Consider the following 25,566-nt stretch of genomic DNA (forward strand, 5'->3'; position numbering starts at 1 on the left):
GTCAAAGCGCTCCGTTATCGTCAGACTGTTACCCATGTCTGGCGACTATCCTGTTACCTATGTGTCCCGACCGTACCTGCATGCCGCCCAACCATCGGTTCCACTCGACGTTCCTGCCGCCGCTTCGCGTCGTCAGGGCCGCGAGTGAACCGCGGCGTTGGGCGGCACGACATGAATGAGCGTCTTCTAAAACGGTGGGCGATAACAGAGAAGCTTCTTTCTGAAGCTGCTTTGCAAGTCAAAGATTCAGCAGGATTCGTTGAGTGCATGGACTACATAGGCTACAACGAATTCGGACTCGCGCTAGATACTCTAGCTGCTGATGCAGCTCATCAAAATGTCGATACACACTTCTGGCATCTCTTAAAGAAAGCAGCAGAAGTCATGGGGCGCAGCGAGCAGGTCAAGGAGTTCAGGGCCAAGCGCTACCTTGCTCGCAAAAGCGCCGCCCAACAGGCGGTTCAAAGCGACGGCCCCGCCTCTGGCGGCTCCGCGCGTTAACCGCGGCGTTGGACGGCATGAAGACCAATGTCGTTGAGTGGTTGGCGGCTCCACAGATGACCATCGGCGCACCGATGCCCGCCATCTATTGGTCGGATAGTCGGCTCTTCGTCGCGTACGAGACGCCGAACAGAAATGAGTACTCCGTTGTAGTGTTTGAGGGCGTGCTGCAGCACACTTTCGGCTACCCAAATGATGAAGCTTTGGCTGGGCATCCACTTTATGGTGTCGGGCTTCAACTCTATGCGTTCAATGAGGTCTTGGGCTCACCGCAAGTTCGTGACCTCACAGCGCGCAACACGGCCATCTTTCCGGGCGCACACAACCCATTCCACGGCGTAAGGCATTGGCTCGTTTCTTTCCACGATGAAACGCTTGAGGTACTTGGCAAGTCGGTTTCACACCTGGGCCTGGTTAAGGCAGCCTCAGCGGCTGAGGCCATTCGGGCGCTGATACTTGAGCGCGGGCATGCTGGCGAATTCGTTTAGTCGTTGACTCTGCGCTTTGTCTTCAGTAAGCTAATTCTCTTACTAACCCTACGCTTTGCTACGCAACTCTGATCTGCCCGATATGAGTTGTAGATGTAAGACACCCTATATGCCAAACGACTTGTAGTTCAATCTATAGTCGACCGTACTTGCGCCTTGCAAGGCTTTGGCAGCCCCCCCCGCAGCGTTCCCAAACAGCTCGAGCATGTCAGCTTTCGCAGCATAACTGCGCGCTTTGCTGACCCCGCATCGTAGCTTCGATGGGCAATCACATCGGGCATTTGCGTGCTGATCACCATTAAACGATCGGCGCGCCTGTGATTGAGGGTTAACAAATGCAGTCTTCTGATTCAAAAAAACGCCAGTCGTCAGGCGGGGCTCTTCTGCGCCCCCGTGAGCAGTGGATGCGTCTTGGCCTAAAGCGCTCGACCTACTACGCGCTGCGCAAGAGCGACCCAACGTATCCGACGGCATTTTCGTTGACGCCGGGTGGGCGTGCAGTCGTGGTGAAAGAGGACGAACTCGAGGCGTGGATCGAGAGCAAAGCGGCTCAACGTGTCATTGGGGGTGCGCAATGATTAACGACGACAGCGAGGTGCCAAGCCACCAGGCATCATTCAGGGAGTACCCGAGCTCCAATTTCACCGCACCCCATCAGGGGTGGGATAACGTCACTCAGCATGTCGCGCCGCCCGCGATCCCGGCAATGGGCGTGCAGGCTCCCATTGCCGATTTCCACGTGCTCTCGGGACCAGCTCTGCGCTACCCGCTGCCGGCTCATGAGTGCCCACCCGAGGTGGGAAAGGCTGTCTTAGAAGTTGCGGCGGAGCTTGACGTGAATTCGACTATGGTGCTGCTCACGATGCTGACGTCCTTTTCGACGGTGTGCGCTCCCCTATTTGATGTTCTTGATCCTCGAGGGGTAAAGAGCCCGACCACTATTTATTCCTTGATCATCGCGGAACCGGCAGATAAGAAGTCCGCGGTAGCTCGTATGATCAATGAGCCGATCAGGGAATTCTGGGATTCCAATAAAGAAAAGCGCAAAGCCCTCGAGGCATCTAGAAAAGCCACCCAGCATATCTGGGCAGGCAAGTTAAAGTCTCTTCTCAGCCAGATCACGTCCGAAATGTGGTCGGGAAATGCCGGCGCACTCGATGCGCGCTATGAGCTTGAAAAGGAGATTGCTGCGCATGAGTATGCCAAGCCCCAAAAGGGTCGACAGAAGGGCATTATTATGTCCAGGGTTTCCAAGCGCGCCCTTGCCGATAGCTTCAGTGAGGATCACCAGGCTCTCGCTTTGGTTGCGGATGAGGGGAAGCTCCTTCTCGATCGCGACTTTATGGAGCTCGTTAGCCTGCTGAACAAGATGTGGGATGGGGAATCGGATTCGTTTGATTATAAAAATGAAACGGTCGATTTTATCAATCCACGCGTAACGCTCACGTTAATGATTCAGTCTGGTCCGCTGGAACGCCATATGAAGAAGCACGGCGACGCCATGCTGGACGTCGGCTTTCTCCCGCGCCTTTTGGCTTTTCGGGTGCAACCGGTGCAAGACTTCAATCCTCAGTTCGAGGAGAAGAGCCATAAAAATCCCGCTTGGGACATTATTTATAAGCGAATGCGCCAACTCCTAGAGCTGTGGGGGCAAGATCGAGTTGTGCTTGAATTCACCGACGAGGCGCGCAATCGCTGGTTTTATTATTCGAATTCGCTCCGGTATCTTGCGCAGAAAAATGGATACCTTAGTGACGTGCCGTTTTTGGCGCTTCGGGCAATGGACAATATTACGCGTATTGCTGCGCTGCTTCACATTATGTCGCAGCGCGAAGGCAAGATTGGTCTGGAAATCCTCGATAGCGCCTATTGTCTCGGTTGGCATTTTATTATCGAATGGAAGCGCGAGTTCGCAACGCCTGCGGTGATTTTAGATGCCCAGGTAATGTGGGCCTATTTCAATCGTCGCCTTATTGAAATGGGACAGTCTGACTACGAATATGTGTACGTGCAACGGTGTAGTTCGCCTAAAATTCGTGGGAACGATCAGCGCTTTCGCAATGTGATCTCCCATATGCAGGACGAAGGCATTTTGTCCGTCTATCACGGGCCCGACAATAAACGACGGATTCGTTTGAACTTGGAGCGGTTTAATACCTCCCTGTCCCGATAGTTCCGGCCTTTCTTGGCCCGGCCGCCGCAAGGTGGCCGGGCTTTTCTTTGCCTCGGGGTTGACCTGGGGCCGTGCCGGCCGTGCCCTCGGCGGCACATGCTCTCTTATGAAATCCACGCTAATCGCGCTAATCGGTAGCGCGATTAGCGCGTTTCTGCCTGCTCGGCAGGCTTGTCGCTGATGATCCGCTTGGGTGGTAGGCGCGCCTGAGCTCGTCTCCGCCCCTGGGGGGCGGGTGATGCTCATTGGATGTTGGTCCGAAAAAAGCGACGTATCTCCGTATTACATGGAGCGCATTACTTGCCTCACGTTCTCGATAGTTTTTTTTATTGGAGGGCACTTCTCGTGTGATTCGAGGCGGCTGCCGATTGCTTCTTATGGAATTAATTTAATTAACTAACTTATCAGGAGGAGAGGGAGGCTGTAGTGAATAACTGATGTCAAACGATCCCTTATGAAAATGAAGGAGCTGCTTTCAAGGTTCAATTAAAATTGAGGGGGCATGTGGACTGACGGAGCATGGAGTCTGTTATTTATTTTGCCAGTGGAATGGTTATCGAAGGGGTGGTGAAGATGTTTGACGAAGAGCAGGTTGATGATGGATGGGCATTCAGGGGTAAGAAAGAAAATAAAGCCAATCAGAGGAGGTCCCAGAGGAATCTAAAGAGAGTTGAGGATGTGCAGAATAGTATGTTTGATTGGCGGTCTCGGCACTTGATCCTTGTGCTGACGCTTAGCTATAAACCGGAATATTCTGCAGGTGTAACGTTGGAGTGCTTGCGCAAGGATCGTGACAGGTTTTTAAATAACTTTCGATCAAATGAGACACTTAGGGGAATTAATGCCTACGTGTGGAAAATCGAGGAGGGAGATGCTGGCGGCGGGTTACACTTGCATTTATTGATTTTTTATTCTGGAGATTGCCGCGCGGATGTTTATATCGCTCGATTGATTGGTGAGTATTGGGAGAATGTGGTAACGCGTGGCCGGGGAGCGTATTGGAATAGTAATGCTCGAAAAGAATATTACGCCGGCCTTCCATGGGGTAATGCAACGGGGCAGGTGGACAGAAATGATTTAGAAAAAAGAGAATCGCTCAGTAGAGTCATGGGTTATCTAGCCAAAAGCGATCAGATGGTCGGGTCTCGTGATAATCCTCACTGCCGACTTTTTGGAACGAGCCAACTGCCTGTTTGATTAATTAAACGATTCTCTTGCGTGGACGCTACTGGTGTGAGACCTCTGCGTAACTCATTGATAAATGGCGCGCTTGGGTGCCCGTTTGTTCAAAAGGTGCCGTCACTGCTTTTCAGGATCACCAAGATGCCGAGCAACCGGCCTCATTGGCTGATCTCGAGCGGCCCTCGCTCGATTCCCGTCCATCAGACGCACCGCCCCTGCGGTAGCGGCCTCGGTATTGGCACCATCTGCACAATCTTGTTCGCCGCCTTGAGCAGGTTCAGGTTGATCGCCGCGTACGTCATCTGCGCTTCAGTCTTGCGCAGGCCGAAGTAGCGCGCGCGATGCAGACCGAACTTGCGCTTCATCGTCCCGAAGCCACGTTCGACCTTGTAGCGGATCAGGCCGATCAGCGCGTTGACCTGCTTGTGCCAGGCTTGCAGCGGCCGGTTGCGCGCTGCTTTGTACTGGATACCATCCTGCAGACCGCGCGCCTTGAGCAGTGCCCGGTTCGCTTTCGAGTGATAACCCTTGTCGGCGAAGACAGCATCGTGGGCTTGCGCCGGCAGACGATCCAGCAGGGCTTCGAGGTTCGTCACTTCCGCCGCATTGGCTGGCGTGCCACGCACCGCTTCGACATAGCCGTCTTCCGTGTCCACCGCCATGAAGCCGCGATATCCGAAGAAGGCTTCGTTTCCTTTCTTCACCCAGCGCGCCTCTCGATCCGCCGAGGCACTGACATCCTCGATGATCCCGTCCTTCGTGGCGTCGATCGTGTTCCTTGGTCGCCCGGCGCTCTGGATGATCGTGGCGTCGATGATCGCGCCGCGCGTGCCCTTTACCTTCAGCCCCAGCGCCTCCAGCTGCCCGTTCACCTGTCGCAGCAGCTTCTGGTCCAGGCACCGATCTGCCAGGCGATTGCGGAACCGGCAGATCGTCGTCGCGTCCGGCAGCGCCTCGCCCACGTCAAACCCGCAGAACACCAGAAAATCGATCCGCACCGCCAGCGCCTTCTCCAGTTCGCCGTCCGACAGGCCATGCCACTGCCCCAGCAGCATCAGCCGGAACATCGAGACGGGATCGTAGGGCGCCGGCCCGCCGGCGCCCGACACCTCGCGCTGATAAATTCCCTTCAGCGACGCCCGGATCGCTTCAAGTCTCTCGCATGTCTACACCCGATCCGTACAGCAAGTTCCGTGCGGTTATGCAGAGGTCTCGGTGTTCGATTGGCTATGCGCGTCGACGGAGGGAAGATATATTCATACGTTATTCTAGATAACCGCCGGAGCGTCAAATTTTTTATCTTGTTCCGGCTCAGGGTGCGGCGCTCACGTGGAGAAGATTTACATCGACAGGGTAATTCGGTAGAAGGTTGGCGGTAGGGGCATTGCTCGCGATCTATTATATAAATATTAATATCGGGCATCGGGTGGATTGCCAGGTTTCCAGAGACCGCATAACTCACTCTGTTGCTTTTGATTATCTCTGATGTGGAAAGAGGCTTGGCTATCTAACACGACTAGATAATCCGGCACGCCCGTGAGTGTGGAGTCCCCCGTGAAACGAAATTCAGTATGTTCTGACAATGGGCAGTAAATCCGTGCTGGTCTCGGGCGATGCCACTGGGCCCCTCGTTCCAGAGCGGCCGTCGTGATCTGTCGAGGCGTGCCTGACGTGCGGCGCCAACCCAGCGCCCTGTGGCCGTTCGCGATTGAGCACTTCGTCACAGACGCCTTTCTTCCGGCGGCGCACTATCCTCACCGGGGAACGCAAACGGATATTGCTGTGGGCTCGACGATTGATTGGCGTCGCTATGACGTTGATGGGGTTCCCGTGCCGCTGCTGACCGCGAAGGTCAGCGACGGTGCGTGGCTCTGCGGACTGGGCGGTGATGGCGGCCAAGAGTGGTGTGATACCGAGAGCTTGTACCCGACCGAAGCGGACGCGCTCGCGGGTGCATTTCGAGCCTGGCGGTACGGTCTGCGCCAGATCGAGACCGCCTAGGCTGCTGGTTGCTGATCGTGCTGCAATTTAACTAAAGATTCAGTGCGTCGTCTGGCAGTTAACCCGATAGGGTAGAGTTTTCGGAATAACTGAGAGTGAGGGGCATGACTTTGCCGCTACGCTGTCCTTGTTGCGGTTACAAAACGCTCATCGAGCGCGCGGCCTATGAGATCTGCCCCGTATGTTTCTGGGAAGATGACGGACAAGACGAAGCCGAGGCAACTGAAGTCTGGGGAGGTCCAAATGGAGGCCTCAGCCTGGCTCAGGCGCGCGAAAATTACAAAGCGTTCGGCGCTTCGAGCGAGCGGCGTAAACAATTTGTCCGGCCTCCATCGGCAGAAGAACTTCTTTGACCACGGCTAGTCATTGCGTCCACACAGCGTCTTGTTGGCTGCGCTCGTGGGCGGCCGGTGAGGCTGAGCGTTAGATGGTGGGGAGGTTGTTGGTCAGCCAATTCCGCACCTGCATCAGCGAACCTGTCCCGCAGATATTGGATGCGGCACGATACTTAGACGCTGCCGTTACCGCGCATCTTCAAGGCAAGCGTGGGCTTGCTGAGGAGCTGATCCGCGCTGCTGACATGCCGGAAATTTACAGCTGGTTGAAGCCAATCTGGGCTAAAAGCGAAGCCCATCTGGTTGCTCCGCTGAAGCATGGCCAGCTCGCCGTGCCGAAGGAACTCAGGGTCAAGGCGCGCATGCCAACGACCGAAGAAAAGCTAAAAATCCATCAGCGAGACGGATATAGCTGCCGCTTCTGCGGTATGCCGGTTATCCGGCCAGAGGTTCGTGTAGGCATGGCGCGGACGTATCCGGCGACAGTACGTTGGGGGCGCAGAGAAGCAGAGCAGCACTCGGCATTTCAGGCTATGTGGGCTCAGTACGATCATGTTGTGCCACATGCAAAGGGCGGAACTAATGATCTCGAAAACATCGTCCTGGCATGCGCCGCCTGCAACTTCGGCCGCGGTGGCTATTCTCTAGAGGAAGTGGGCGTTTCTGATCCCCGAGAACGCTCTGCGTCCCGGGGCTCCTGGGATGGTCTGGAGAGGTTTCTGAGAGGGTAGGCGCAAGCTTTCGGCCTCCTCTTCATGATGCTACTGGGAGAGCTGGTCGATACGGGCGCGGTAGGCCTGCGATAAGCACTCTGCCGTTGAGCAGACGTCGCGGACGGTGTGTATCCAGTTGCGCTGGTCGTCTTTCAGGGCAGCTTTATTCTGCGAGGCGAGAAGCGCGGCTTTGTATGTCCGCGACAAGGTAACGTCTGCTTCAGCGAGGTCCCGATGAGAGCAGATGAGCGCTTCCTGCGGCGAGGAAGCCTTGCTGCAGTCAAAGCTGGGTGAGAAGCCGGCGGACGGCTCGTCTGGTCGTGCAGCGTCATCAGCTGCACTAGCACTCGCGGACGTTTGTGCGTCTTCACCCGCAGGTGCACTCACTGGCGCGGGTTCAGATGCTGATTGAGTGCTGGCGGACGGCGATGCTGCTTCCGGCGTGTCGGTCGCCAGTGCCTCCTGCTTGAGTCGATAAGACTTCACCAATGCCTGACAGTAGCCCGAGCTGGCCCACTTCCTGAGCGTACTTTTATTGTAGAAGTCCCCATCCGGGAACGCTTTGATGTTGGCTTCCTGATACGGGCGCTGAATGCAGGAGATGATCCTGTTTTTGACCTGGGACTCGGTACCGTTGCCGCTATCGCGAATGCATGCCTTGGCACGTGATTTCGACAACGTGTTGAAGCGATCCTCCGCCGCTTCTCTGAGCCCAGGCCAGTCAACGTAGTTCGCGACCACCATGCACTGCGCTGCTTGATTCACCTCTGAGTTTTCAGTGAGCAGTTGGCGGATATCGGGGTCGGTCATCGCGATAACGGATAGCCCGAAGATGACCGCGAAAATTCGGAGTTTCAAGAAATGCTCCTGCCGTGATGGGGACGATCGAAGCTCATGGGCGTTTATTCGAGAGCTGGATCAGCAGCCACAGGCCCGCAAGGCCAAGTGCCCACCAGAACCCCAGCGCCCATACGAAAACGCAGCAGCCGATCAGTGCCACGAGTAACTGAGCCATGGTTGAAGTGCCTGAGGTCGCGGGTTTAGCGCTGTTGGATTCGATCCCGCAGCGACTTGCGCCGCCTCAGGGCTGCCGCCAATGCCATCAAACCGAGCATCGAAGAATCCGTCGCACCGCCGCCACCCGAGGATTCATCCGAGCCGTCGCTGGGGGCCGAAATCACGTACTTGGCGGTAGAAACAGGGCTGCTGGCGTACCCGGACGCCGTGGCGATGGCTTTGATCGTGGTCGTGCTGTCGACGGACAGCGGGGCGCTATAGACCGCTGAGGCGGTCGTTGGCGTGCTGCCGTCCACGGTGAAATGAATCGAGGCGCCGGGCGTCGTGTCGGCAATCGTCACCGTTTGCGCGCCGGTGTAGGTTCCGCCGGACGGTGAAAATGTCGGCGCCGCCGCGGGCGGTGTAATGACGTATCGGGCGCTGGCGACGGCACTGGCGGCATAGCCCGGCGCCACCGCAACGGCCTTCAGGGTTTGTGTCGAGGCGATTGCGATCGGTCCACTGTACGGCGTCGAGTCCGTCCCTGGCTGGCTCCCATCGACGCTGTAGTAGATCGTCGCGCCCGGCGTGCTGTCGCTGATCGTTACCGACTGCGCGTCTTGGTACGTCCCCGCCCCCGGACTAAAGCTCGGCGTCGCCGCGGGTGGGGTGATCGAATAGGTCGCACTGGCAATCGCACTGCTGCTGTAGCCGGATGCGGTGGCGATGGCCTTCAGCGTCAGCGAAGACGAGACCGTGATCGGCCCTGCGTACTGGGCCGAGTTCGCGTTGGGCGTACTGCCGTCGGTCGTGTACCGAATCACCGCGCCGGACGTGCTGCTGCTGATCGTGACGCTCTGGGCGCTCGTGTAAGTCCCGCCACTCGGTGAGAAGGTCGGCGTAGCGGCCGGCGCCGTGATTGTGTAGGGCGCGCTCGCGACCGCACTCGCTGTGTGTCCGCTGGCGACGGCGATGGCCTTGAGCGTCACGCTGCTCGACACCGTGATGGGGCCGGTATACGTCGCCGAACTGCTCGTGGGCGTGCTGCCGTCGATGCTGTAGTGGATCGTTGCGCCGTCCGTGCTGTCGCTGATCGTTACCGATTGCGTGCTGGTGTAGGTTCCCGCGGCCGGGCTGAAGGTCGGCGCCGCAGCCGGGGTCTCGATGGTGTACGTCGCCGTCGCGACCGCGCTGCTCGAATGCCCGCTGGCCACCGCGATGGCCTTCAGTGTTGTGGTCTTCGTGACCGAGATGGGGCCGGTATAGGTCGAGGAGTTGGCCGTCGGTTGGCTGCCATCCGTCGTGAAGTGGATCGTGGCACCGGTGGTGCTGTCCGAGATGGTCACGCTTTGAGTGGCGGTATACGTTCCGCCCGCTGGCGAAAACGTCGGCGTGTCGGCGGGTGGGGTGATCGTGTACTTGGCCGTGGCGACCGAACTGTCGGCATAACCGCTGGCGACCGTGATCGCCTTGATCGTCTTGCTCTCCGACACGCTGATCGGTCCGGAATACGTCGGCGACGTGGCCGTCGGCGTGCTGCCGTCAATCGTGAAATGAATCTTGGCGCCGGTGGTCGGCGAGCTCAGCGTTACCGATTGTGTCGTCGTATACGTTCCTGCCGCTGGACTGAAGCTCGGCGCCTCTGCCGGTGGCGTGATGGTGTACTGGGCGCTGGCAACCGCGCTGTTTCCATAACCGCTGGCGACGGCCATGGCCTTGATGGTCGTGGTCTGGCTTACAGTGATCGGCGCGCTGTACGTCGTGGACGCCGCGGTCGGCGTGCTGCCGTCGACTGTGTAGTGGATCGTTGCGCCTGGGGTTCTGTCGCTGATCGTGACCGACTGGGCGCTTGTATAGGTGCCGGCTGCCGGGCTGAAGGTCGGCGTCGCCGCCGGCGATTCGATCGTATAACTCGCAGTAGCCACGGCGCTGGTCGAATACCCACTGGCCACGGCGATGGCCTTGAGCGTCGTGGTCTCGCTGATCGAGATCGGGCCTGTGACCTGCGTCGAATCGGTGGTCGGCGCGCTGCCGTCCGTCGTGTAATACAGGCTCGCACCATCGGTGCTGTCAGTGATCGTCACCGACTGCGTTCCGACGTAGGTCCCCTCGACCGGATCGAAGCTGGGCGTCGCGGCCGCCGGCAGCACGATCTTGTAGATCAGGCCAAGTCCGTTGGCGCCACCCTGAGACGCCGATCCATAGAAGGCGCCGTCGCTGCCCTGGACCAGCGGCGAGCGTTCGCTGTTGCCGTCGCCGACGCTGCTGTCGAAGGTGTACAGGGTGGTCTGCGTGCCGTCAGCCGCCACTCGGAACACAGTGCCGTAGCCACTGCCGCCCGAGCTCGTGACGCCGTAGAAGCGCGGATCGTCGCCGAGGCTGAGGCCGCCAGGGTAGGCGCCGTCCGCCCCGCCAGTGAAGCTATACAGCCGGCTGAAGACCGGATTGCTGCTCCCGGTGACGCCGTCGGGCTGCAGGCTAAAAATCGCTCCATAGCCCGCGCCGCCGCCGGAGGCTCCGTACAGCTTGCCGTCGCTGCCCAGCGTCAGCCGGCTCGGCGAGGGATCGCCGGTGCCGAAGGCATAAAGCGTTTTGAACGTGCCGTCGGAGGTGATCCGAAACGCTGTTCCTGTCGTGCCGTTGCCATTGGTGGTGCCGTAAAAGGCGCCATCTGCCCCGAGCGTCAAGCCGAAGAGCGGTTGCTGCCCGTCACCGTTATTGATGAAGGTGTGCAGGGTGGTGAACGTACCGTCAGCCGCGAGCTTGAAGGCCGTGCCATATGCGGTGCCTTGCGAACCGCCGCCGCTGCTGGTCGTGCCATAGAGCATTCCGTCCGGCGCCAGTAGTAGCCGCGCATATGCCGGAGAGGCACCGTCAGCGGTTTTGGCGAAGCGGTGCAAGGTGGTGAGAACGCCGCTGGCGGTGATGCTGAAGACCGTGCCGTATCCGGTGCCACCGAGATCGGTGGTGCCGTAGAACGTCCCGTCGCTGCCTTGCACCAGACCCGCGTAGGGGCTGGCGCCATCGGCACCACCCGTGAACGAGTACAGCGTGGTCAGGGTGCCCGCGGGCGTCAGCTTGAAGACCGAGCCCTGGCCGCTCGCGCCACCGTCCGTGGTCGTGCCGTAGAAATTGCCGTCGCTACCGACGACCAGCTCGCGAGGAGTCGCGCCGTGCTGGCCGCCGCTGAAGGTGTAGAGCGGGGTGAAAGTAGCGGACTGGGCTGACGCCACGGAGACGTGGATCAGGATTAAGGCGAACACCGCAGCGAAAGTTCGAGCTATCGAAGCGCTTCGCTCTGTCGCCGCGACCAAGAATCGATCACACGCACACCCCAATTGCCTGCACTCACAGGTAAACGCCTTCATGTATCCCCCTGGATCTGGTTTCACGAGTGGCGCTGAGGCTCTAGGCGTATCAGGCCGCGCTGCGAAATCAGGGCAGCTCTCGTAGATGAATATTAGCCAAACTTATTAAATATAATCCACAGGCAATGGTGCATGACCTTGCCCGGAGCGGACGCTTGTCGCATGGCGACAAAGCGCAAACCCAAGGCTCTCAAGGAAATATTCGGAATGAATGTTCGCTTGGAGCGAACCCGGCAAGGCCTAACGCAGGAAGAGCTCGGGCATCGGCTGGGCCGGGATCAGTCCTACGTCAGTCAAATCGAATCAGGCACGATCACAGCGTCCCTTGACGTTGTGGATCAGTTCGCCGTCGCGCTGGGGACGGACCCCGTCGACTTGCTCGACCCGAAGTTAGGCAGAGGAAGCGCAAACTAGATTGGCTGGCTTGCTCTGGTGGCGGTTCGCGACCATTTTCGAGAGCGCAGAGGCTCCACAAGCCTGCAACGAATAAGAGGCCCGGCCACACTGAACGAGTGAGCCGGGCCATTCTGTTGGGACGAACTGAGCCCTACATCCTTTCCCGCAGCTTCTCCTTCAGGTCCGTAGGGCCTTCCGCGTCAGATGGCGCTTGCTGCGCCTCACCCGGATAGAACTCCTCGACAACTGCCAGAGCTTCTTCTGAGGAATCCTCGAACGCGCCACCGGCAAAGCCCCGGCGCGCCGCTTCGTCGAGCGCTTGCTGATCGAACCCGGCTGCATTTCGCCGTCCGTCCAGCTCCCGAGCCTGCGCCACCGCCGCCTCCAGGCTTAGCCCCGCGCGGATGACCAGATCGACGTAATAGATCGGCGCCCGATGGCTCTGGGTCGTCGACTTGCCACGCAGCTTCAGCTCCAGCGGCATCGATGCCAGCACATTTCCGGAAGCGGCCTGGTAATACTGCAGTCGCGCCGTCAGCGTGCGGATCGAATTGAACGAGGTCGTGCGAAATACGAAGGTACCGATCTCGTCCTCATCGCCGATCACGACGTTCAGTCGCCCATACGGCTTGCAGTACCCGCCCCCGAATGCACAGGCCTCCGGCGTCGGGCAAGGCAGGTCCTGCATTCCGTTTTCCGTGACGCGCCGACACGTCTCGCCGTCCCCGACGCACAGCGGCCGTCCAGTCTGTCGATCGAAGGCCGTGAACTGCGCTCGCAGATTCAGATCGGGATCGTTGAATGGCACGTGGACCGGGATCGCACGCAGCTTGGCGCCGGCCGTCTTGCGCAAGGCCTCGTCGAGTGGATGCAAAACCCAGCCCTCTCGGTTCTGAACCTGCGTGGTCAGCGTGAACTGATCGTCTTTTTCCGGCAGTCGCCGGCCCTTGCTCTCGACGACGCGTCCGATCGAAATCCGCCCGATGACCGGCGGCGTAATGGCCAAACCTTTCAGCATGGTGATGCTCCTATAGAAAAATGAGAGAGAGTCAGCGCTCGTCGTAGACCCGAAAGCGCCGTGTTCCGGGCTTGACCCGGGCGTACCGGGCCGCCAACTCCGCGTGCTCGGCGCATAGCCGATCGGTGTTCACGACGAGACCGTCGCGGCAGCGCTTGTAAGTGATGCGCCCGGTTTTGAAGGTCGCTTCGCCCGCCTCGCGCATCGCCTGCAGCAGGGTCTGACGCAGGGCTTCGGCGTGGGCCTCTTCGAGGGCCAAGCGTTCGCGCACGGCAACTAGCTCGGCGAAGGTTTCGGACAGCGCCGCGTTGTCGGAAAAATCGACGCTGGGTCCACTGTCTGGATACAGGCAACGCAGCGCTCGTCCCGCCGACTCCGAGCCGTCTGCCGGTGGCGGCGTGTCGGTTTCGACGTAGCGCCAGAACCGGGCCTCCAGGGTGATGAGCCGATCGATGAGCTCGTCGTCGCGCTCAATTCGGTGAATCTCCAGCGACTGACCGCAGAGCAGTACCGCCACATCCGCGGCCCGCTTGCCGGTCACCGCCAGCTGATGCTGAACCTGTAGCTGGACGTACTCGGGGACCCCATCCTTCCAGTGCCTGGCGCCGAACTCGCCGGCCGTCTTGCACTCCAGAATCTGGACGTCGGGGTTGCCGACCACCTCCCGATCGAGGTTGGCCAGCATGAAGACATGCTGGGGATGCTGCAGGACCGCGTTTACACGACGTACCCGACAGCCGGTGCGCTGCATGTATGCCACCGACACCGCCGGTTCGAGCAGCGAGCCCCAGTAAGTCGGATGGGTGGTATCGGTCGGATCGGGCTTTTCGAGTCCGGCATCGCGGCCGGTCTTCTCCATCCAGAGTTCGAGGGCGCTCTTGTAGGGGGATAGCCCGACGGCCGCGGCGGCGTCCGAGCCGCCAATACCGCTGCGGCGCACGTCGAGCCAATCGCCGCGTGCGAGATTGAGGGTGCTGACCAAGCGCAGTGCCGCGCGGGGCTGTGAACGTGAGGTCTGAGGGGTAGAGGGCATGATGATCTCCAGAACAAAAAAAGCCCGACAGCGCAGAAGCGCTGTCGGGCTGTGGTGATGGGAAAGAAACGAAACGCGAGTCGCGAATCAGCGGCGCATCGGATCGGTGGCGGGTGGGTCCAACTCGGCCTGCTGCTGACGCTGGAACTTGCGCCAGATATAGATCGTGCTGGCGGAAATCTTGTTCTCACAGCAGAGCGTCAGCAGTGGGGTGCCGGCGTTGAGCTGTTGAACAATCTTGGTCTTTTGCTCGTTGGTGAAGCGGGAAGGTTTCATGGTCGATGATTCCGAGTCGTAGGATTCGATGAAGGCGTTCGTCGCGAACGCTTTCTCCACACCATGAGTCGTTCGACGAATTATTTTTCACTTGCCGACCGTGTCCGAAGCACCAGGTGCGCTCGGACTTGCCACGGCTCATTCAACTCTCCACCGAGCCCGTCAGCGACACTCGACTCGACGCCGCTGAAGCCTTCCTTGAAATGCGGTGCGACGATGGACTGCGCCGGACTTCCCGTTCCGGTGAGTGGGGGCATGCGGGCCGAAGCGCTCGGGCCGGTAGTGGTGGGGCGAGGGTTGGGTATTCGCGGGTGCAGTAGGAAGCATGAAAATGGCGCACCGGTCCGAGACCGGCGCGCCCAGTGGTGCACGACGTTTGCAGTTTTTTGAGCCCCCTAACGTCGTCAACGGCTCTTGTTGTTCTCTTAAGCCACCAGCTTCAGGGCTTCGTCCCAAGCCTTCTGCTTCAGTGATGCCCCCTGTCCGAACCACGCGCCGTCGCGACGGTGATCGCTGCTGCGAGCGCGGCGGTGATGGTCGACATACTCGGTGACGCTGTTCAGCAGTCCCCAGGCGGTGCCGGCACTGGAGGTGAGCTGTGATCCCATCCCCTTGCCGGAAAAGAGCGTCGCGACCGTATTGAACGCACGCGCATTGGCCGGCGCCGGATCGTTGGCGCCTTGGGCTTGCTCCGTCAGCACGCGCTGCAGGTAGCGCTCGACTGAAGCGTCGGACAGCTTGCATGCAGCCAGCGCCTTCATCCGGGTCATGAAGGCGTCCCAGCTTGAGATAGCGATACCGAGCTGACGTTTCACCGCCTGCGCATCGAACTGGCTGCGATGACCGACCTTCACGGCGCCGGCGTTGTCGCCAAGCGCAATCGCCAAGGTGTTGTTGCAGACCACCCGAATCGACGTGAACTGCGCCGTGGTCGCGAGCGTGCCGTCGCAGGCCGTGGCCAGCAGCAGGTAGCCTTTGACCTCATCGCCCCCTTTGAGACGAGCGCTGTGGCCGGTCTTGGCCAGCGCCCAGAGCTTGCGGCCCTCCTTGAGTACGCCAGCGGTCTCCAACTCGAAGCCACCAACCTCCGTCAGATCCCGGTAGAACTCCAGAATCTCGGCGGGCTGCACCACACGAAAGCGCTTCGACACCACGGACAGCGGACTCTGGGTATCGGAGCGGTACAGGACTTTCTGATCCGGAAAGGCGTGAAGCGTGCCGCTTCCGTTGTCGGTGTATTGAACGTCGGCCGATTCGATCTGCCAGTCCATACCAGCCTGCTGAGCCCAGACGTCGAGCGGTTGATGAGGGGCAAGGCGATTACCGAGGCCGTGCCACGGGGTTTCGTTGGCGTAGGCCATCGATTGAACGAGGTGCATAACTGCTCCTTACAGACAGTGGGGCAAACAAAAGCGCCCGCAGCCCCGAAGGGCTGCAGGCGTCGTGTATGGATAGATCAGCGGGGTAGGGGCTTCAGATCTGGCAAACGTCCAAGTGCCGCTTGCCGAAGGCGTGCTTGCAGCGCTCGCACTGGTAGTTGTCGAGTACCTCGTCATCGATCGTGCTGCCGATGATGGCGCCTGTGGCGCAGCCCGCGGCACCGCCGAGCAAAGCCCCCATCATCGCGCCGCCGATGCTGCCGAGAATGACGCCCGGTGGACCGGCGATGAAGCACATCGCGGCACCGACTTCGGCGCCGCCCAGGGCAGCCGCGAAGCTGCTGGTGGCGCCGGCGGCAGCACCGATGATGCAACCCGCTTTGCGGGCATGGTTACGGGAGAGGATCTCGGTGGCACCGCACCGAGGGCAGGTCAGGGTGGAACTCATGCGTCACCTCACAGTGAAGAAGGACGAGCGAGCGCTGTCCAAGCACGCTGGGATGCGGGCTCAAGTGAGGTATATAGGGTTGAGAAAATCTGGGAGGGGGTTTCGCATCGATGCGCGAACGCACTTCACCGTGGACTTCCCCTGCTGGAGTAGGCATTACCGGCCTACAATCGAACCCGACATCACAGCCATCTGGGTGGCCTCAGTCCCGAGGCCTTTGAACGAGCCGCTTTGTGAGGTGCCGGCTTGTCTGTCGCTGTGGGGGAAGTTCACCAGGGGGATATTGTGCGCATTAAGGGAGTCGAGATCGAAAATTTCCGACTTTTGCGAGACGTCGCAGTCGGTTTGGAAGATCGTACTACGCTGATCGTAGGGCGGAACAATAGCGGCAAGACCTCGATTGCAGAGCTGTTCCGACGCGTCCTCGGTGAGAGGTCACCATCATTCAAGGTGGAGGATTTTTCTCTTGGTTGCCACGAGCATTTCTGGACGGCGTTCGAAGCCTTCCTAGCGGGAGCTGTTGCTTCAGACATCGTCGCACTCCTCCCCTCGATCAAGGTATCCATCGACATAGCCTATGACGTCAATGCTCCAGATCTCGGCCTGCTGAGCGATTGCATCGTCGATCTTGATCCGAACTGTAGCGAGGCAAGGCTTGTCCTCACGTATAGCCCTCAGCCGACCGCGCCGGCCATGCTTTTCGCTGACCTCGCGGTCGGCGAGGATATGGCGGTCAAGCGGTCAATCTTGTTTCGGGCATTGGGTAGTCGCGTGTCAGGTGCCTATGCGGCATCGCTGGAGGCGGTCGATCCCAATGACCCGACCAATCGAAAGTCGCTCGAGCCGAAAACGCTCACCGCGCTAGTCAGGGGCGGCTTCATTAATGCGCAGCGAGGCCTCGACGACGACACACATCGTGAGCGAGACGTTCTCGGCAAAGTCGTGGAGGTGCTCTTTCAATCGGCTCTCACCGATCCCGTCGATCCCGAGAAGCGGACGACGGCCGAGCAGCTCAAGGCGGCTGTTGAGCAAATTCAGGGTGATCTGCATGCCGGCTTCAACGCGAAGCTCACCTCGCTTCTGCCGACGTTCGACCTGTTCGGTTATCCCGGACTCTCCGATCCCGGCCTCGTCACCGAGACGAGCTTCGATGTCGATAAGCTGCTGAGCGATCACACCAAGGTTCGCTACGTCGGCGTCAACGGCATGACTCTGCCTGAAACATACAACGGGCTCGGCGTGCGCAATTTGGTCTACATGCTGCTCCAGTTGCTGCGGTTCTTTCGCGAGTATCAGGCCGCGCCGACGGCCGCTGGCGTGCATTTGATCTTTATCGAGGAACCGGAAGCGCACCTGCATCCTCAGATGCAGGAGGTCTTCATCCGGCAGCTCGATCAGATTGCCAGCGCCTTCGTTGCCCAGCTCAATGAGAACAGGCCTTGGCCGGTCCAGTTTGTCGTAACCACCCATTCTCCGCATATGGCGAACGAAGCGCGCTTCGAGGCCATGCGTTATTTCCTCTCTATTCCGGACGGAGAAGGCATGCGCCGTTCGATCGTGAAGGATTTGCGCAAGGGCATGGATGGCGCGACCGAGCCTGATCGCGAATTTCTGCATCAGTATTTGACTCTGACGCGGTGTGATCTGTTCTTTGCCGACAAGGCGGTTCTGATTGAGGGCACGGCAGAGCGGATTCTGCTTCCCGCAATGATTCGCAAAATCGACAGCGCCGCCGCTGGTCAACCGCAGCTAGGAAGCCAGTATCTGTCGGTGATGGAGGTCGGCGGCGCTTATGCGCACCGCTTTTTCGATCTCCTATCCTTCCTGGAAATTCGTACCCTCATCATCACCGACATTGACGCGGTGAAGCCGAACGATGGCGGGAGGCGCATCGCCGTGCCCGTGGCGGAGGGCGTATTCACCAGCAACGGGTGCTTGAAGGCCTTGTTCGGTGACGACGTTTCGCCGCAGGCTCTATTGGGGAAGACTGCGGCCGAGAAGACAACTGGCATTCGGCGCATCGCTTTTCAGATTCCAGAAGACCAGGACGGACCGTGCGGCCGCAGCTTCGAGGACGCTTTTATCCTAGCCAACCCTGCGCGTTTTCCCCTTGGCGATGGCGATCGCGCCCTTGCGGCCTATGCGCTCGCTGGTGATCAGAAGAAGTCTACCTTCGCGTTAGAGCACGCGATTGAGCACACCGAATGGAATGTTCCCCAATATATTGCCGAGGGGCTGCGCTGGCTGGCGGAAGGCAATCCTGCCCCCACGAAGCTGGTTCCGCCGGTCGCGGTGGAGATCGTTGCTGACGCCGCAGGTTTCGCGGTGAACGTGGCCGAGGTTGGCGACAATGACTGAGGAAGCGGAAAATCCCGCAGACGCTGCCGGACGCGTTGCCCTTGAGCGGATGTTTGCTTGTCTCGACGAGGGGCGCAGCTTTCGTCTGGAGGCAGGCGCTGGCGCTGGAAAGACATACTCTCTCGACAAAGCGCTTAGACGCCTGATCGACCGCAGGGGCCCCGAGTTTCTTCGTCGCGGCCAGCAAGTCGGCTGCATCACTTACACCAACGTGGCCAAGGACGAGATCATCTCCCGCATCCAGGCCCATCCGGCCGTGCGTCCCGAGACAATCCACGGCTTCTGCTGGTCCATCCTCCAGGACTTCCAATCGATACTCCGCACGCTTGTGCCCACTCTTAATGGCTGGGCCGAGCGTCTCGAACCGGTTGGTGGTATTGGAGCGCGCCGTGTCCACTACGAACTGGGATACCCTAGCGTCGGCGACCAGCAGGTGACACTACGGCATGAAGATGTTCTGGCGCTCATGATGCAGGCGCTAACGTATCCGAAGTTCCGCTCGGTCCTTACGGCGCGTTATCCCATACTGCTCATCGACGAATATCAGGACACTGACGCGGACTTCGTCGATGCGATCAGGGCGTGGTTCCTGAACACGGGCCAAGGTCCGCAACTCGGCCTGTTTGGAGATCACTGGCAAAAGATCTATGGCGGGGGCTGCGGTCTGGTCGAGCACGCGGCGCTGGAAGTAATCGACAAGAACGCGAATTTCCGATCCACCGACCCGATCGTCCAGGTTCTCAACCGAATGCGACCGGCACTGCCTCAAATGGCGCATAGTCCTGCCGTGCTGGGCGAAGCGCGCGTGTTTCATACCAATCTCTGGCCCGGCGTTAGGCGAACCGGACAAGGCGGCGGGCACTGGACCGGCGATACAAGCCCTGAGGCGGCCAAGGCATATTTTTCGCACATCATGCATCGACTTGCGGCCGAGGGCTGGGACCTCGCGGTCGGGAAAACCAAGATTCTCATGCTTAGCCACAGCGTCCTTGCGCGCGAACAGGGCTATGCGAGCATCCCGCCTATCTACGGCCAGTTCAACGATCCTTGGCTGAAGAAGGACGATCCTCACATCAAGTTCTTGGCCGACCAATTAGAGCCAGCTTGTGCCGCCTTCGAGGCAAAGCGCTACGGTGAAATGTTCGGATTCTTCGGAACTGGGACGCCCAAAATCCACAAGCACGCGGACAAGATGGCGTGGACGCAGATCATGACCGCCCTGATCGGGCTGCGAACAACTGGGACGATCGGTGAGGTTGTCGACTTCATCGCCGCTCAGCCGCACATGCGCCTTCCTGAGCCTGTGGAAGAAGCCGAGCGGCGACTCGCTGATGTTGGCCTTGAGCCGGTGGAAGGAGAGGCGCGCCGCGTTACCCAACTTCGGAAGCTGCGTGCAGTCCCTTATGCGGAACTGATCGCCCTCGACCGCTTCATCGATGGGCATACCCCCTTTGCCACAAAGCACGGCGTCAAGGGCGCGGAGTTTGAGAACGTACTGGTGATCGTCGGCCGCGGATGGAATAAGTACAATTTCGGCCAGATGCTCGAATGGATGGAGCCCGGCCCCCCCGCCGATAGGGTTGAGTTCTTCGAGAACAATCGCAACCTGTTCTACGTGGCATGCTCCCGGCCAAAAATCCGGCTGGCTCTGCTATTCACGCAGGTGCTCTCTCAGAATGCTATGGCGCGAATTTCGGCTTGGTTTGGGGTCGAGAACGTTGTCGCGCTGCCCGCGGACCCTCAAGCCGCAGCCTAAACATCATGCTCTAAGCCCGCGCGCTCGGGGAGCCTGCTTTTGGGGACTTACGAGCATATTCGCAACGCCTGCGCGGCGGGCGGCGAGACAACTGGAGGTCCGCCGCCCATGGGGTTTCTTGTGGCGGCTGGAATCGGTAGAATTTTGCGCGCGGGGAGCCGAGGAGCGAGCTTTTCGCTCGCCAGGACGCCCTCGAGCAGAACGGATATCAGTCCCTAACGCCCTGATCCGGTATTCTCCGTGACCCTCGAAGGCCAAAAAGCGCTCCCACTACCCCAAGACGAACCGGCCTTTCATCGCGGCCGGCACCGGCGGAAAGCCCAAGTCGCGCTTCCAGACATCGTTTCGCTGTTCTGTGGGGCGGGGGGGCTGGACCTGGGATTCCAGCAAGCTGGATTCCGGATTTGTATCGCTTTGGATATCTCAGCTGCGGCTGTAAGGACACACCACCACAATTTCCCAAGCTCGGATTGCCACCGTGCCGATCTGGCCGAGATCAAGGCCGCTGGCGTCGTCGCCCTCGTCAAGCAGTCGATCCAGCCAGGGTCTAGAATCGGCGTAATTGGCGGGCCGCCGTGCCAGGGATTTTCGCGAGCCAACACCAGGGCGGATTCCGACGACCCGCGCAATCTCCTTCCGCGCCTCTACGTGAACGCCGTGGAGGAGCTCAAGAAAATGTACAAGGTTGAGTTCGTCCTCTTCGAGAATGTACTCGGGATCCGAGATAAGAAGCACCAGCATCACTTTACTGAACTAAAAAAGTCGCTGGATGCCCTCGGCTTCGCTGTGACCGATCAGGAGCTTTGTGCCGCGGACTTTGGCGTCGCGCAGAGCCGTCGGCGAATCCTGGTTTCCGGGCTTCGGAAGAATAAGGGCTACGGAATGGTGGTCCCGCGCAAGCGCAGTGGACCGAATACTGTGAGGGCAGCCATTGGGCACATCGAACGGGAGCCCACCTACTTCGTGCGCGGTGCTCAGCAGGCGCTCAATCCGGTTCACGAAAATCATTGGACGATGATGCCCAAGTCGCCCCGCTTCGAGAAGCCGGAGGAAAGCACTGGCGACGGCCGTAGCTTTAAGCGTTTGCGGTGGGAGCTAGTTAGTCCGACGGTCGCCTACGGTCACCGCGAAATCCATGTGCATCCTTCTGGGCGGCGGCGGCTGAGCATTTACGAGGCGATGCTCCTGCAGGGATTCCCGCCTGAGTTCGTGATAAAGGGCAACTTATCCGAGCAGGTAGAACAAGTCTCTAATGCTGTCCCGCCGCCGCTGGCCCGAAGCATTGCCAACGCGGTCAAGCTAGCGCTCTGCCGGAATCAGCCGGCCTGAGCGTTCGGCGGCGGTGTGGCAGCCAGCTGAGCAGCTGCCCAATCCGCGTATCGCTCCCGTTCAAAGCGAGCCGATGCGAGAATGTCCGTGCTCTGGCGCATGACTCTGTCTCGAGCCTCGGCGTTCGCTGCGAGAAGGCGATCGACATCGATGCATCCCGCTACGCTCCGGGCCAGCTGGACAGCGATTGACGTTTCGGAGAGCGCCTCGGCCTGCGCTGCCACGCCGAATATTCCGTGCGGATCGTGGACGTCAACTTTCGGCGTATCGCACCGCAGTGCGATCGACACCATGTCGGGTGCGGCGCCGCCGACGCAGTAGTAAAGGGCGCTCTGAAGTCCGAGTTGCCTCGGTGGGGCTGCGTTCGTCAGGATCGAAAGGAGCCATTTTCCGATCCCAGTGCAGAACAGGCGCACAAGACTTACGCCGGCCCTGCCCCAGCCAGCTTCTATGCTGCCCTCGACATCAGCCGCCTCACAATCGAACAGCTTTGCGAGTTCCTGGCGGAATTCGTCGCTTGCCTCGAGGTTGCTGGCAATCGCACGCATGAAGCCTGCGCGATTGCGGGCGGAAATCTCGTCTGGAATGACCCTTGTAGTGATGAAAAGCAGCCACGGTGAAGTGCTGCCTAGCTGAAGCTCGAGCAGCTTGCGGAGCGCACCGAGGTGGCTTCCATCTGCATCGTCAGGGTCACGGCTGCAGATCGAATTGCAGAGATCGAGATTTATTGCATGGAAAGGGCCGTGCCGCAGAACCTCCCCATGCGCAGCATTGCGCTCGAAGGCCAAAGCCTCGAGGCGTTCTTGGCGGACGCGCGAGAAGCGATCGACCCACTCTAGCGAACGGACCTCGTTCTGCGATAGGTTCAGCTCCTGCTCGTCTGCGGTTCTAGGGCCAGCGTTGTTGAATCCCAGATATCGTAGTGGCCGCCTGTGCCGCGCGAGCACACCATGAAGCGTGCGCACATCCAGGAGCTCGTTGCCAGGGAGCGTCAGGTACAGGAAGGGTGATCCTTCCGGCAAGTTCAGGTCATCCAGCAAGGCGCGCACCTCGTGGCACCATTGATGTATGCGGACGTAGTGCTTGCGCGGGTGATGCCAGGCCTGGAATTCGGTCTTGCGGCGCAGTTGCTCGCTGTGCTGTGGGACCCCTTCTTCGTATACGCCCTCAAGGCTTTCGCTGTCGCCAGCGTCAGGCTGCGCGATCATTTCAAGTTGTTCTCGAAGTAGATGACAAGCAGCGCGTCGAGCAACTCATGCTGCTTGGCATAAGGCATGTCGCTCAGTACGCCATACCCATCGAGCACGGTAGCGATCGCCTTGAGTACCTGCTCGCGTCGCGACCGGTCGTCCGCTGACAACTTAGTCTCGCGTTCAGAGCGGATAAGCATTGGGACTAGCGCTTTTTCGTAAACGATGGCCCCCGCTTTCCTGAGGAATTCTGCTTCGAGCGGCTTGTCCGTTACTTGGACTTCCGGCGGCGGTTCCAAATCTTCCCGCCGGGCGCGCATCCAGCTTTCCTGGGCGAACTGCTCTAGCTTCTGAGCAGTGCGGGCTCTCTCCTGTGTGGTAAGTGCTTGGCGCACGGCATCGCCTAGGGCCTTATGTGTGTTCGCCAGCTGCCGGAGGCTCAAATGAAGCCAATTCGACAGAATTTGGTAGTGTGGGTGCGCGAAATTGAACGACTCCCGATCAATGTTGAGCGCCGCGTCGAGACCGCTGGAGACGAAGATTTCCGATGTGATCTGCCGAAGGCGCGTTTGTTCGGAGATCTGGTATTTCATGAACTGATCGTCGAACAGTGCCCCGCTTGATCCGTTAATGCGGATCAGGACGCCGTTGTTTTCCTTGGGCACCACCTTGGAGTTGAGAAAAAGATAGCCCTCGAACTCCAGAGTACCGCCCCGCACGTGCGCTGCGACTTTTGACAGGTCGGGCCTATAGGCTCCGACGAACATCATAGCTTTACCAACCGAAGTCCTTTTCTGCGGCCAGTATGCGAACTTTATCGGGCGGCGCAGTTCGACCTGGTCCACAAAGACGCGAAAGCCACCTGCCGGATCCGCCGCGCCACTGGACAGGCTAAGCGCCTCACGAATGGTTTGATTCTCGCCAAGCTGGACAGGGTCTGCCTTTCCACGTCCTGAGTTGCGCAGCTTGTAAAGCAGAACGTCGTCCTTACCTGTCAGGTCGAACGGGTGCTTATCGATGTAGTCGAGAGGTGCAGAGAGGCTGAGGGACCAGAGCGCCGCGAGATAGGTATCAAGGGTCCCCGCAAGGTCCGGCCGCTCGGTTGTCGTCCCAACTTGGTCGGCCACGGCGGCGAACAGTTTGCGGAAACGGCTAAGCGGCGCATCGCCACCGTCCCAGGGAATTTTGGGTGCGTATTGGTAGGTCGCATCAACAGCACCTTCCTTGGATTCCTGCAGCAAAAATCCGACGTGCCAGGAAGGTGGACTCGCCTTCGGGTCACGCTTCTCCGGCAGCAGTACCTCCTCCTCCGCCCATCGCAGCCAGCGATCCTTGCTGCGCAGGATGTCGCGGGCGCGCGGGCGCACTGAGAGTAGAATGATCTCAGTGCCCTGCACCTCTTCGTCCTCGGCGGGAACGGAAAACACTTTCACGCTGCCACTCTCGAACGGGACGTCACCGGACTCGTCAATGTCCTCGCTATACGTGCGCAGGATTACGTCAGCGATGAGCCGGTGACTCGCTCCCTTCATTTTCGTAATGATCTGGAAGTGCGACGTCAGCTGGCTCACCGAGAACAGTCCGATTCCGATCTTTCCGATGAGTCGGCGGCCCTTCGGGGTGAGCTCAGGACTCTCTGCGCTGGTAGTGCCGAGCGCTTTCCCGAATCGGGTCCGCTTGGAGCTTCCCCCAATGTGATACACGAGGCGTGCAAGCATCTGCTCGTCCATTCCCGCACCGTTGTCCCGAATGCGGATCTGGGAGAAACGCGGCACGTCCGTCTCGATGAAAACTTCGGTCGCGTCTGCATCGTAGGCATTGGAGATCAGTTCGCGCAGTGCCGACGATGGTTGCCGATAGATACCGTCGGTTATCCGCGCCATGACACGGTCGTCCGTGTGAAGCGTGGCTTCCGCCGTCTCGCCCGTATTACGCTGGGCGATCATCCGCTGCGCAAACTGCTCCTCTCCTAACCTACGGTCGTTACCAGAGGGCAGCTCCATATTGCGCGTAGACATGCCGGTCGCCTCGAATCGGTTCAATTAGGGCGGCGCATGGGCATAAAAAAGGCCGGTGCGGTTTTCCGGAACCAACCCAAGCTCCCCAGCCGCGAGATAGGCGGCCGCCAGTCTTGGCTCCATGCTAACCCACGAGGCGGCAGGCCGCTGTATTTTGTGTTTGCGTCGAAAAATCTGTGATCTTTTGCAATGGCTGCGATTCGTGTTTTGATTGTCATCGACATGTAAGCAGGGCAAGCTCGAGATTTTTGTGACGCAGATCACATATCGCAGATTGCGTTGGGGTTCTACCTCGATAGCACGGACTCTTTCGAGAAGGCCGATGCTGGCCGCAAAGAGTGTTCATATCGAAGCGAAGGAAGTTCAGCGTGGAGTTCAAGGCGTAAAGATATTGCCGAGAGGTGACTGTGGGGACTAAGTTTGCATATGAGAGTCGAAATTGGATTGAATACAGGAGGTTGCCGGATTTACTAGAGGTCGACTTCCATTACGGCCCGCATGATCACGAGACGAGGCATCTCCCTTATTGGGAGAAAATGCAGCTAGTTTGGGTGCGCTCTCTAGGCGCTTTGCAGTCCGCGCAGTCACGGCGAAAGCAATTCGTCCTA

22 protein-coding genes are annotated in these 25,566 nt (G+C 59.4%); 12 read left to right on the forward strand and 10 right to left on the reverse strand.

Going from position 1 to position 25,566, the window contains the following annotated elements; all coding sequences use genetic code 11:
- Positions 1–171 precede the first annotated feature (171 nt).
- The 5 genes from G7Y82_RS19480 to G7Y82_RS19500 all read left to right on the forward strand — a co-directional run bounded on the left by G7Y82_RS19480 (position 172) and on the right by G7Y82_RS19500 (position 4,359).
- Positions 172–501 (forward strand): hypothetical protein, encoded by a 330-nt coding sequence (locus G7Y82_RS19480; protein ID WP_168149810.1) that lies wholly within the window; start codon positions 172–174, stop codon positions 499–501.
- A gap of 17 nt (positions 502–518) precedes the next feature.
- Positions 519–989, forward strand: coding sequence for a hypothetical protein (locus tag G7Y82_RS19485; protein ID WP_168149811.1), 471 nt, complete (start codon positions 519–521; stop codon positions 987–989).
- Between the two features lie 335 nt (positions 990–1,324).
- Positions 1,325–1,567, forward strand: coding sequence for a helix-turn-helix transcriptional regulator (locus G7Y82_RS19490; protein WP_168149812.1), 243 nt, complete (start codon positions 1,325–1,327; stop codon positions 1,565–1,567).
- Positions 1,564–3,162: a DUF3987 domain-containing protein gene (locus tag G7Y82_RS19495; protein WP_168149813.1), complete on the forward strand. Its 1,599-nt coding sequence runs from the start codon at positions 1,564–1,566 to the stop codon at positions 3,160–3,162. The genes G7Y82_RS19490 and G7Y82_RS19495 overlap by 4 nt, the downstream gene beginning before the upstream one ends.
- A gap of 519 nt (positions 3,163–3,681) precedes the next feature.
- Positions 3,682–4,359: an inovirus-type Gp2 protein gene (locus G7Y82_RS19500; protein ID WP_168149814.1), complete on the forward strand. Its 678-nt coding sequence runs from the start codon at positions 3,682–3,684 to the stop codon at positions 4,357–4,359.
- A 185-nt stretch (positions 4,360–4,544) separates the two neighbouring features.
- Here the strand turns inward: G7Y82_RS19500 and G7Y82_RS19505 are convergent, their stop codons facing one another.
- Positions 4,545–5,489 carry an IS5 family transposase gene (locus tag G7Y82_RS19505; protein WP_168149881.1) on the reverse strand — a complete coding sequence of 315 codons (945 nt, stop codon included), beginning with the start codon at positions 5,487–5,489 and terminating at the stop codon, positions 4,545–4,547.
- 526 nt (positions 5,490–6,015) lie between these two features.
- Here G7Y82_RS19505 and G7Y82_RS19510 point away from each other — a divergent pair.
- The 3 genes from G7Y82_RS19510 to G7Y82_RS19520 all read left to right on the forward strand — a co-directional run bounded on the left by G7Y82_RS19510 (position 6,016) and on the right by G7Y82_RS19520 (position 7,411).
- Positions 6,016–6,345, forward strand: coding sequence for a hypothetical protein (locus G7Y82_RS19510; protein WP_168149815.1), 330 nt, complete (start codon positions 6,016–6,018; stop codon positions 6,343–6,345).
- Positions 6,346–6,449: 104 nt separating this feature from the next.
- On the forward strand, positions 6,450–6,698 hold the full coding sequence (locus tag G7Y82_RS21970) for a CPCC family cysteine-rich protein (protein WP_168149816.1): 249 nt from the start codon (positions 6,450–6,452) through the stop codon (positions 6,696–6,698).
- Positions 6,699–6,772: 74 nt separating this feature from the next.
- Complete coding sequence (locus tag G7Y82_RS19520) at positions 6,773–7,411, forward strand: HNH endonuclease (RefSeq protein ID WP_168149817.1); 639 nt, start codon at positions 6,773–6,775, stop codon at positions 7,409–7,411.
- A 30-nt stretch (positions 7,412–7,441) separates the two neighbouring features.
- Here G7Y82_RS19520 and G7Y82_RS19525 read toward each other — a convergent pair whose 3' ends face one another.
- Both G7Y82_RS19525 and G7Y82_RS19530 read right to left on the reverse strand, forming a co-directional pair.
- Positions 7,442–8,251, reverse strand: a complete 810-nt coding sequence (locus tag G7Y82_RS19525; RefSeq protein ID WP_168149818.1) for a lysozyme inhibitor LprI family protein — start codon at positions 8,249–8,251, stop codon at positions 7,442–7,444.
- A 182-nt stretch (positions 8,252–8,433) separates the two neighbouring features.
- Positions 8,434–11,622 (reverse strand): chitobiase/beta-hexosaminidase C-terminal domain-containing protein, encoded by a 3,189-nt coding sequence (locus G7Y82_RS19530; protein WP_168149819.1) that lies wholly within the window; start codon positions 11,620–11,622, stop codon positions 8,434–8,436.
- 342 nt (positions 11,623–11,964) lie between these two features.
- Between G7Y82_RS19530 and G7Y82_RS21975 the strand changes: the two genes are divergently transcribed.
- Complete coding sequence (locus G7Y82_RS21975; protein WP_366515704.1) at positions 11,965–12,171, forward strand: helix-turn-helix domain-containing protein; 207 nt, start codon at positions 11,965–11,967, stop codon at positions 12,169–12,171.
- Positions 12,172–12,304: 133 nt separating this feature from the next.
- On the opposite strand, the gene G7Y82_RS19540 is transcribed toward G7Y82_RS21975, so the two are convergent.
- The 5 genes from G7Y82_RS19540 to G7Y82_RS19560 all read right to left on the reverse strand — a co-directional run bounded on the left by G7Y82_RS19540 (position 12,305) and on the right by G7Y82_RS19560 (position 16,307).
- A complete protein-coding gene (locus G7Y82_RS19540; protein WP_168149821.1) occupies positions 12,305–13,171 on the reverse strand; it encodes a recombination directionality factor in 867 nt (288 codons plus the stop codon).
- Between the two features lie 31 nt (positions 13,172–13,202).
- Positions 13,203–14,204, reverse strand: coding sequence for a YqaJ viral recombinase family nuclease (locus G7Y82_RS19545; RefSeq protein WP_168149822.1), 1,002 nt, complete (start codon positions 14,202–14,204; stop codon positions 13,203–13,205).
- A gap of 87 nt (positions 14,205–14,291) precedes the next feature.
- Positions 14,292–14,540, reverse strand: a complete 249-nt coding sequence (locus G7Y82_RS19550) for a transposase (protein ID WP_168149823.1) — start codon at positions 14,538–14,540, stop codon at positions 14,292–14,294.
- 365 nt (positions 14,541–14,905) lie between these two features.
- Complete coding sequence (locus G7Y82_RS19555; protein ID WP_168149824.1) at positions 14,906–15,859, reverse strand: DUF932 domain-containing protein; 954 nt, start codon at positions 15,857–15,859, stop codon at positions 14,906–14,908.
- 94 nt (positions 15,860–15,953) lie between these two features.
- Positions 15,954–16,307 (reverse strand): hypothetical protein, encoded by a 354-nt coding sequence (locus tag G7Y82_RS19560; protein WP_168149825.1) that lies wholly within the window; start codon positions 16,305–16,307, stop codon positions 15,954–15,956.
- A gap of 285 nt (positions 16,308–16,592) precedes the next feature.
- Here G7Y82_RS19560 and G7Y82_RS19565 point away from each other — a divergent pair, with 285 nt between their 5' ends.
- From G7Y82_RS19565 to G7Y82_RS19575, 3 genes are all read left to right on the forward strand, one after another.
- Positions 16,593–18,665, forward strand: coding sequence for an ATP-dependent nuclease (locus tag G7Y82_RS19565; protein ID WP_168149882.1), 2,073 nt, complete (start codon positions 16,593–16,595; stop codon positions 18,663–18,665).
- The gene (locus G7Y82_RS19570; RefSeq protein WP_168149826.1) at positions 18,658–20,421 is read left to right on the forward strand and encodes a UvrD-helicase domain-containing protein; all 1,764 of its coding nucleotides are present in this window, start codon (positions 18,658–18,660) and stop codon (positions 20,419–20,421) included. Before G7Y82_RS19565 ends, G7Y82_RS19570 begins: the two co-directional genes overlap by 8 nt.
- A 240-nt stretch (positions 20,422–20,661) precedes the next feature.
- Complete coding sequence (locus G7Y82_RS19575) at positions 20,662–21,750, forward strand: DNA cytosine methyltransferase (protein WP_168149827.1); 1,089 nt, start codon at positions 20,662–20,664, stop codon at positions 21,748–21,750.
- On the opposite strand, the gene G7Y82_RS19580 is transcribed toward G7Y82_RS19575, so the two are convergent.
- Together G7Y82_RS19580 and G7Y82_RS19585 are read right to left on the reverse strand one after the other, a co-directional pair.
- Positions 21,738–22,958, reverse strand: a complete 1,221-nt coding sequence (locus G7Y82_RS19580; protein WP_168149828.1) for a PP_RS20740 family protein — start codon at positions 22,956–22,958, stop codon at positions 21,738–21,740. The two genes, G7Y82_RS19575 and G7Y82_RS19580, sit on opposite strands and share 13 nt — an antisense overlap.
- Positions 22,955–24,958, reverse strand: coding sequence for an ATP-binding protein (locus G7Y82_RS19585; protein ID WP_206370915.1), 2,004 nt, complete (start codon positions 24,956–24,958; stop codon positions 22,955–22,957). The genes G7Y82_RS19580 and G7Y82_RS19585 overlap by 4 nt, the downstream gene beginning before the upstream one ends.
- Positions 24,959–25,566: the final 608 nt, after the last annotated feature.

Origin of the sequence: Solimonas marina, from assembly GCF_012241385.1 — a bacterium.
GTDB classification, from domain to species: Bacteria; Pseudomonadota; Gammaproteobacteria; order Nevskiales; family Nevskiaceae; genus Solimonas; species Solimonas marina.

Bases quoted from the DNA above. Each gene is read 5' to 3' on its own strand.
- G7Y82_RS19545 (WP_168149822.1), bottom strand. From the start codon at position 14,204: ATGCCCTCTACCCCTCAGACCTCACGTTCACAGCCCCGCGCGGCACTG.
- G7Y82_RS19585 (WP_206370915.1), bottom strand. From the start codon at position 24,958: ATGTCTACGCGCAATATGGAGCTGCCCTCTGGTAACGACCGTAGGTTA.
- G7Y82_RS19560 (WP_168149825.1), bottom strand. From the start codon at position 16,307: ATGAGTTCCACCCTGACCTGCCCTCGGTGCGGTGCCACCGAGATCCTC.
- G7Y82_RS19500 (WP_168149814.1), top strand. From the start codon at position 3,682: ATGGAGTCTGTTATTTATTTTGCCAGTGGAATGGTTATCGAAGGGGTG.
- G7Y82_RS19540 (WP_168149821.1), bottom strand. From the start codon at position 13,171: ATGCTGAAAGGTTTGGCCATTACGCCGCCGGTCATCGGGCGGATTTCG.
- G7Y82_RS21975 (WP_366515704.1), top strand. From the start codon at position 11,965: ATGAATGTTCGCTTGGAGCGAACCCGGCAAGGCCTAACGCAGGAAGAG.
- G7Y82_RS21970 (WP_168149816.1), top strand. From the start codon at position 6,450: ATGACTTTGCCGCTACGCTGTCCTTGTTGCGGTTACAAAACGCTCATC.
- G7Y82_RS19580 (WP_168149828.1), bottom strand. From the start codon at position 22,958: ATGATCGCGCAGCCTGACGCTGGCGACAGCGAAAGCCTTGAGGGCGTA.
- G7Y82_RS19485 (WP_168149811.1), top strand. From the start codon at position 519: ATGAAGACCAATGTCGTTGAGTGGTTGGCGGCTCCACAGATGACCATC.
- G7Y82_RS19555 (WP_168149824.1), bottom strand. From the start codon at position 15,859: ATGCACCTCGTTCAATCGATGGCCTACGCCAACGAAACCCCGTGGCAC.
- G7Y82_RS19480 (WP_168149810.1), top strand. From the start codon at position 172: ATGAATGAGCGTCTTCTAAAACGGTGGGCGATAACAGAGAAGCTTCTT.
- G7Y82_RS19490 (WP_168149812.1), top strand. From the start codon at position 1,325: ATGCAGTCTTCTGATTCAAAAAAACGCCAGTCGTCAGGCGGGGCTCTT.
- G7Y82_RS19520 (WP_168149817.1), top strand. From the start codon at position 6,773: ATGGTGGGGAGGTTGTTGGTCAGCCAATTCCGCACCTGCATCAGCGAA.
- G7Y82_RS19570 (WP_168149826.1), top strand. From the start codon at position 18,658: ATGACTGAGGAAGCGGAAAATCCCGCAGACGCTGCCGGACGCGTTGCC.
- G7Y82_RS19495 (WP_168149813.1), top strand. From the start codon at position 1,564: ATGATTAACGACGACAGCGAGGTGCCAAGCCACCAGGCATCATTCAGG.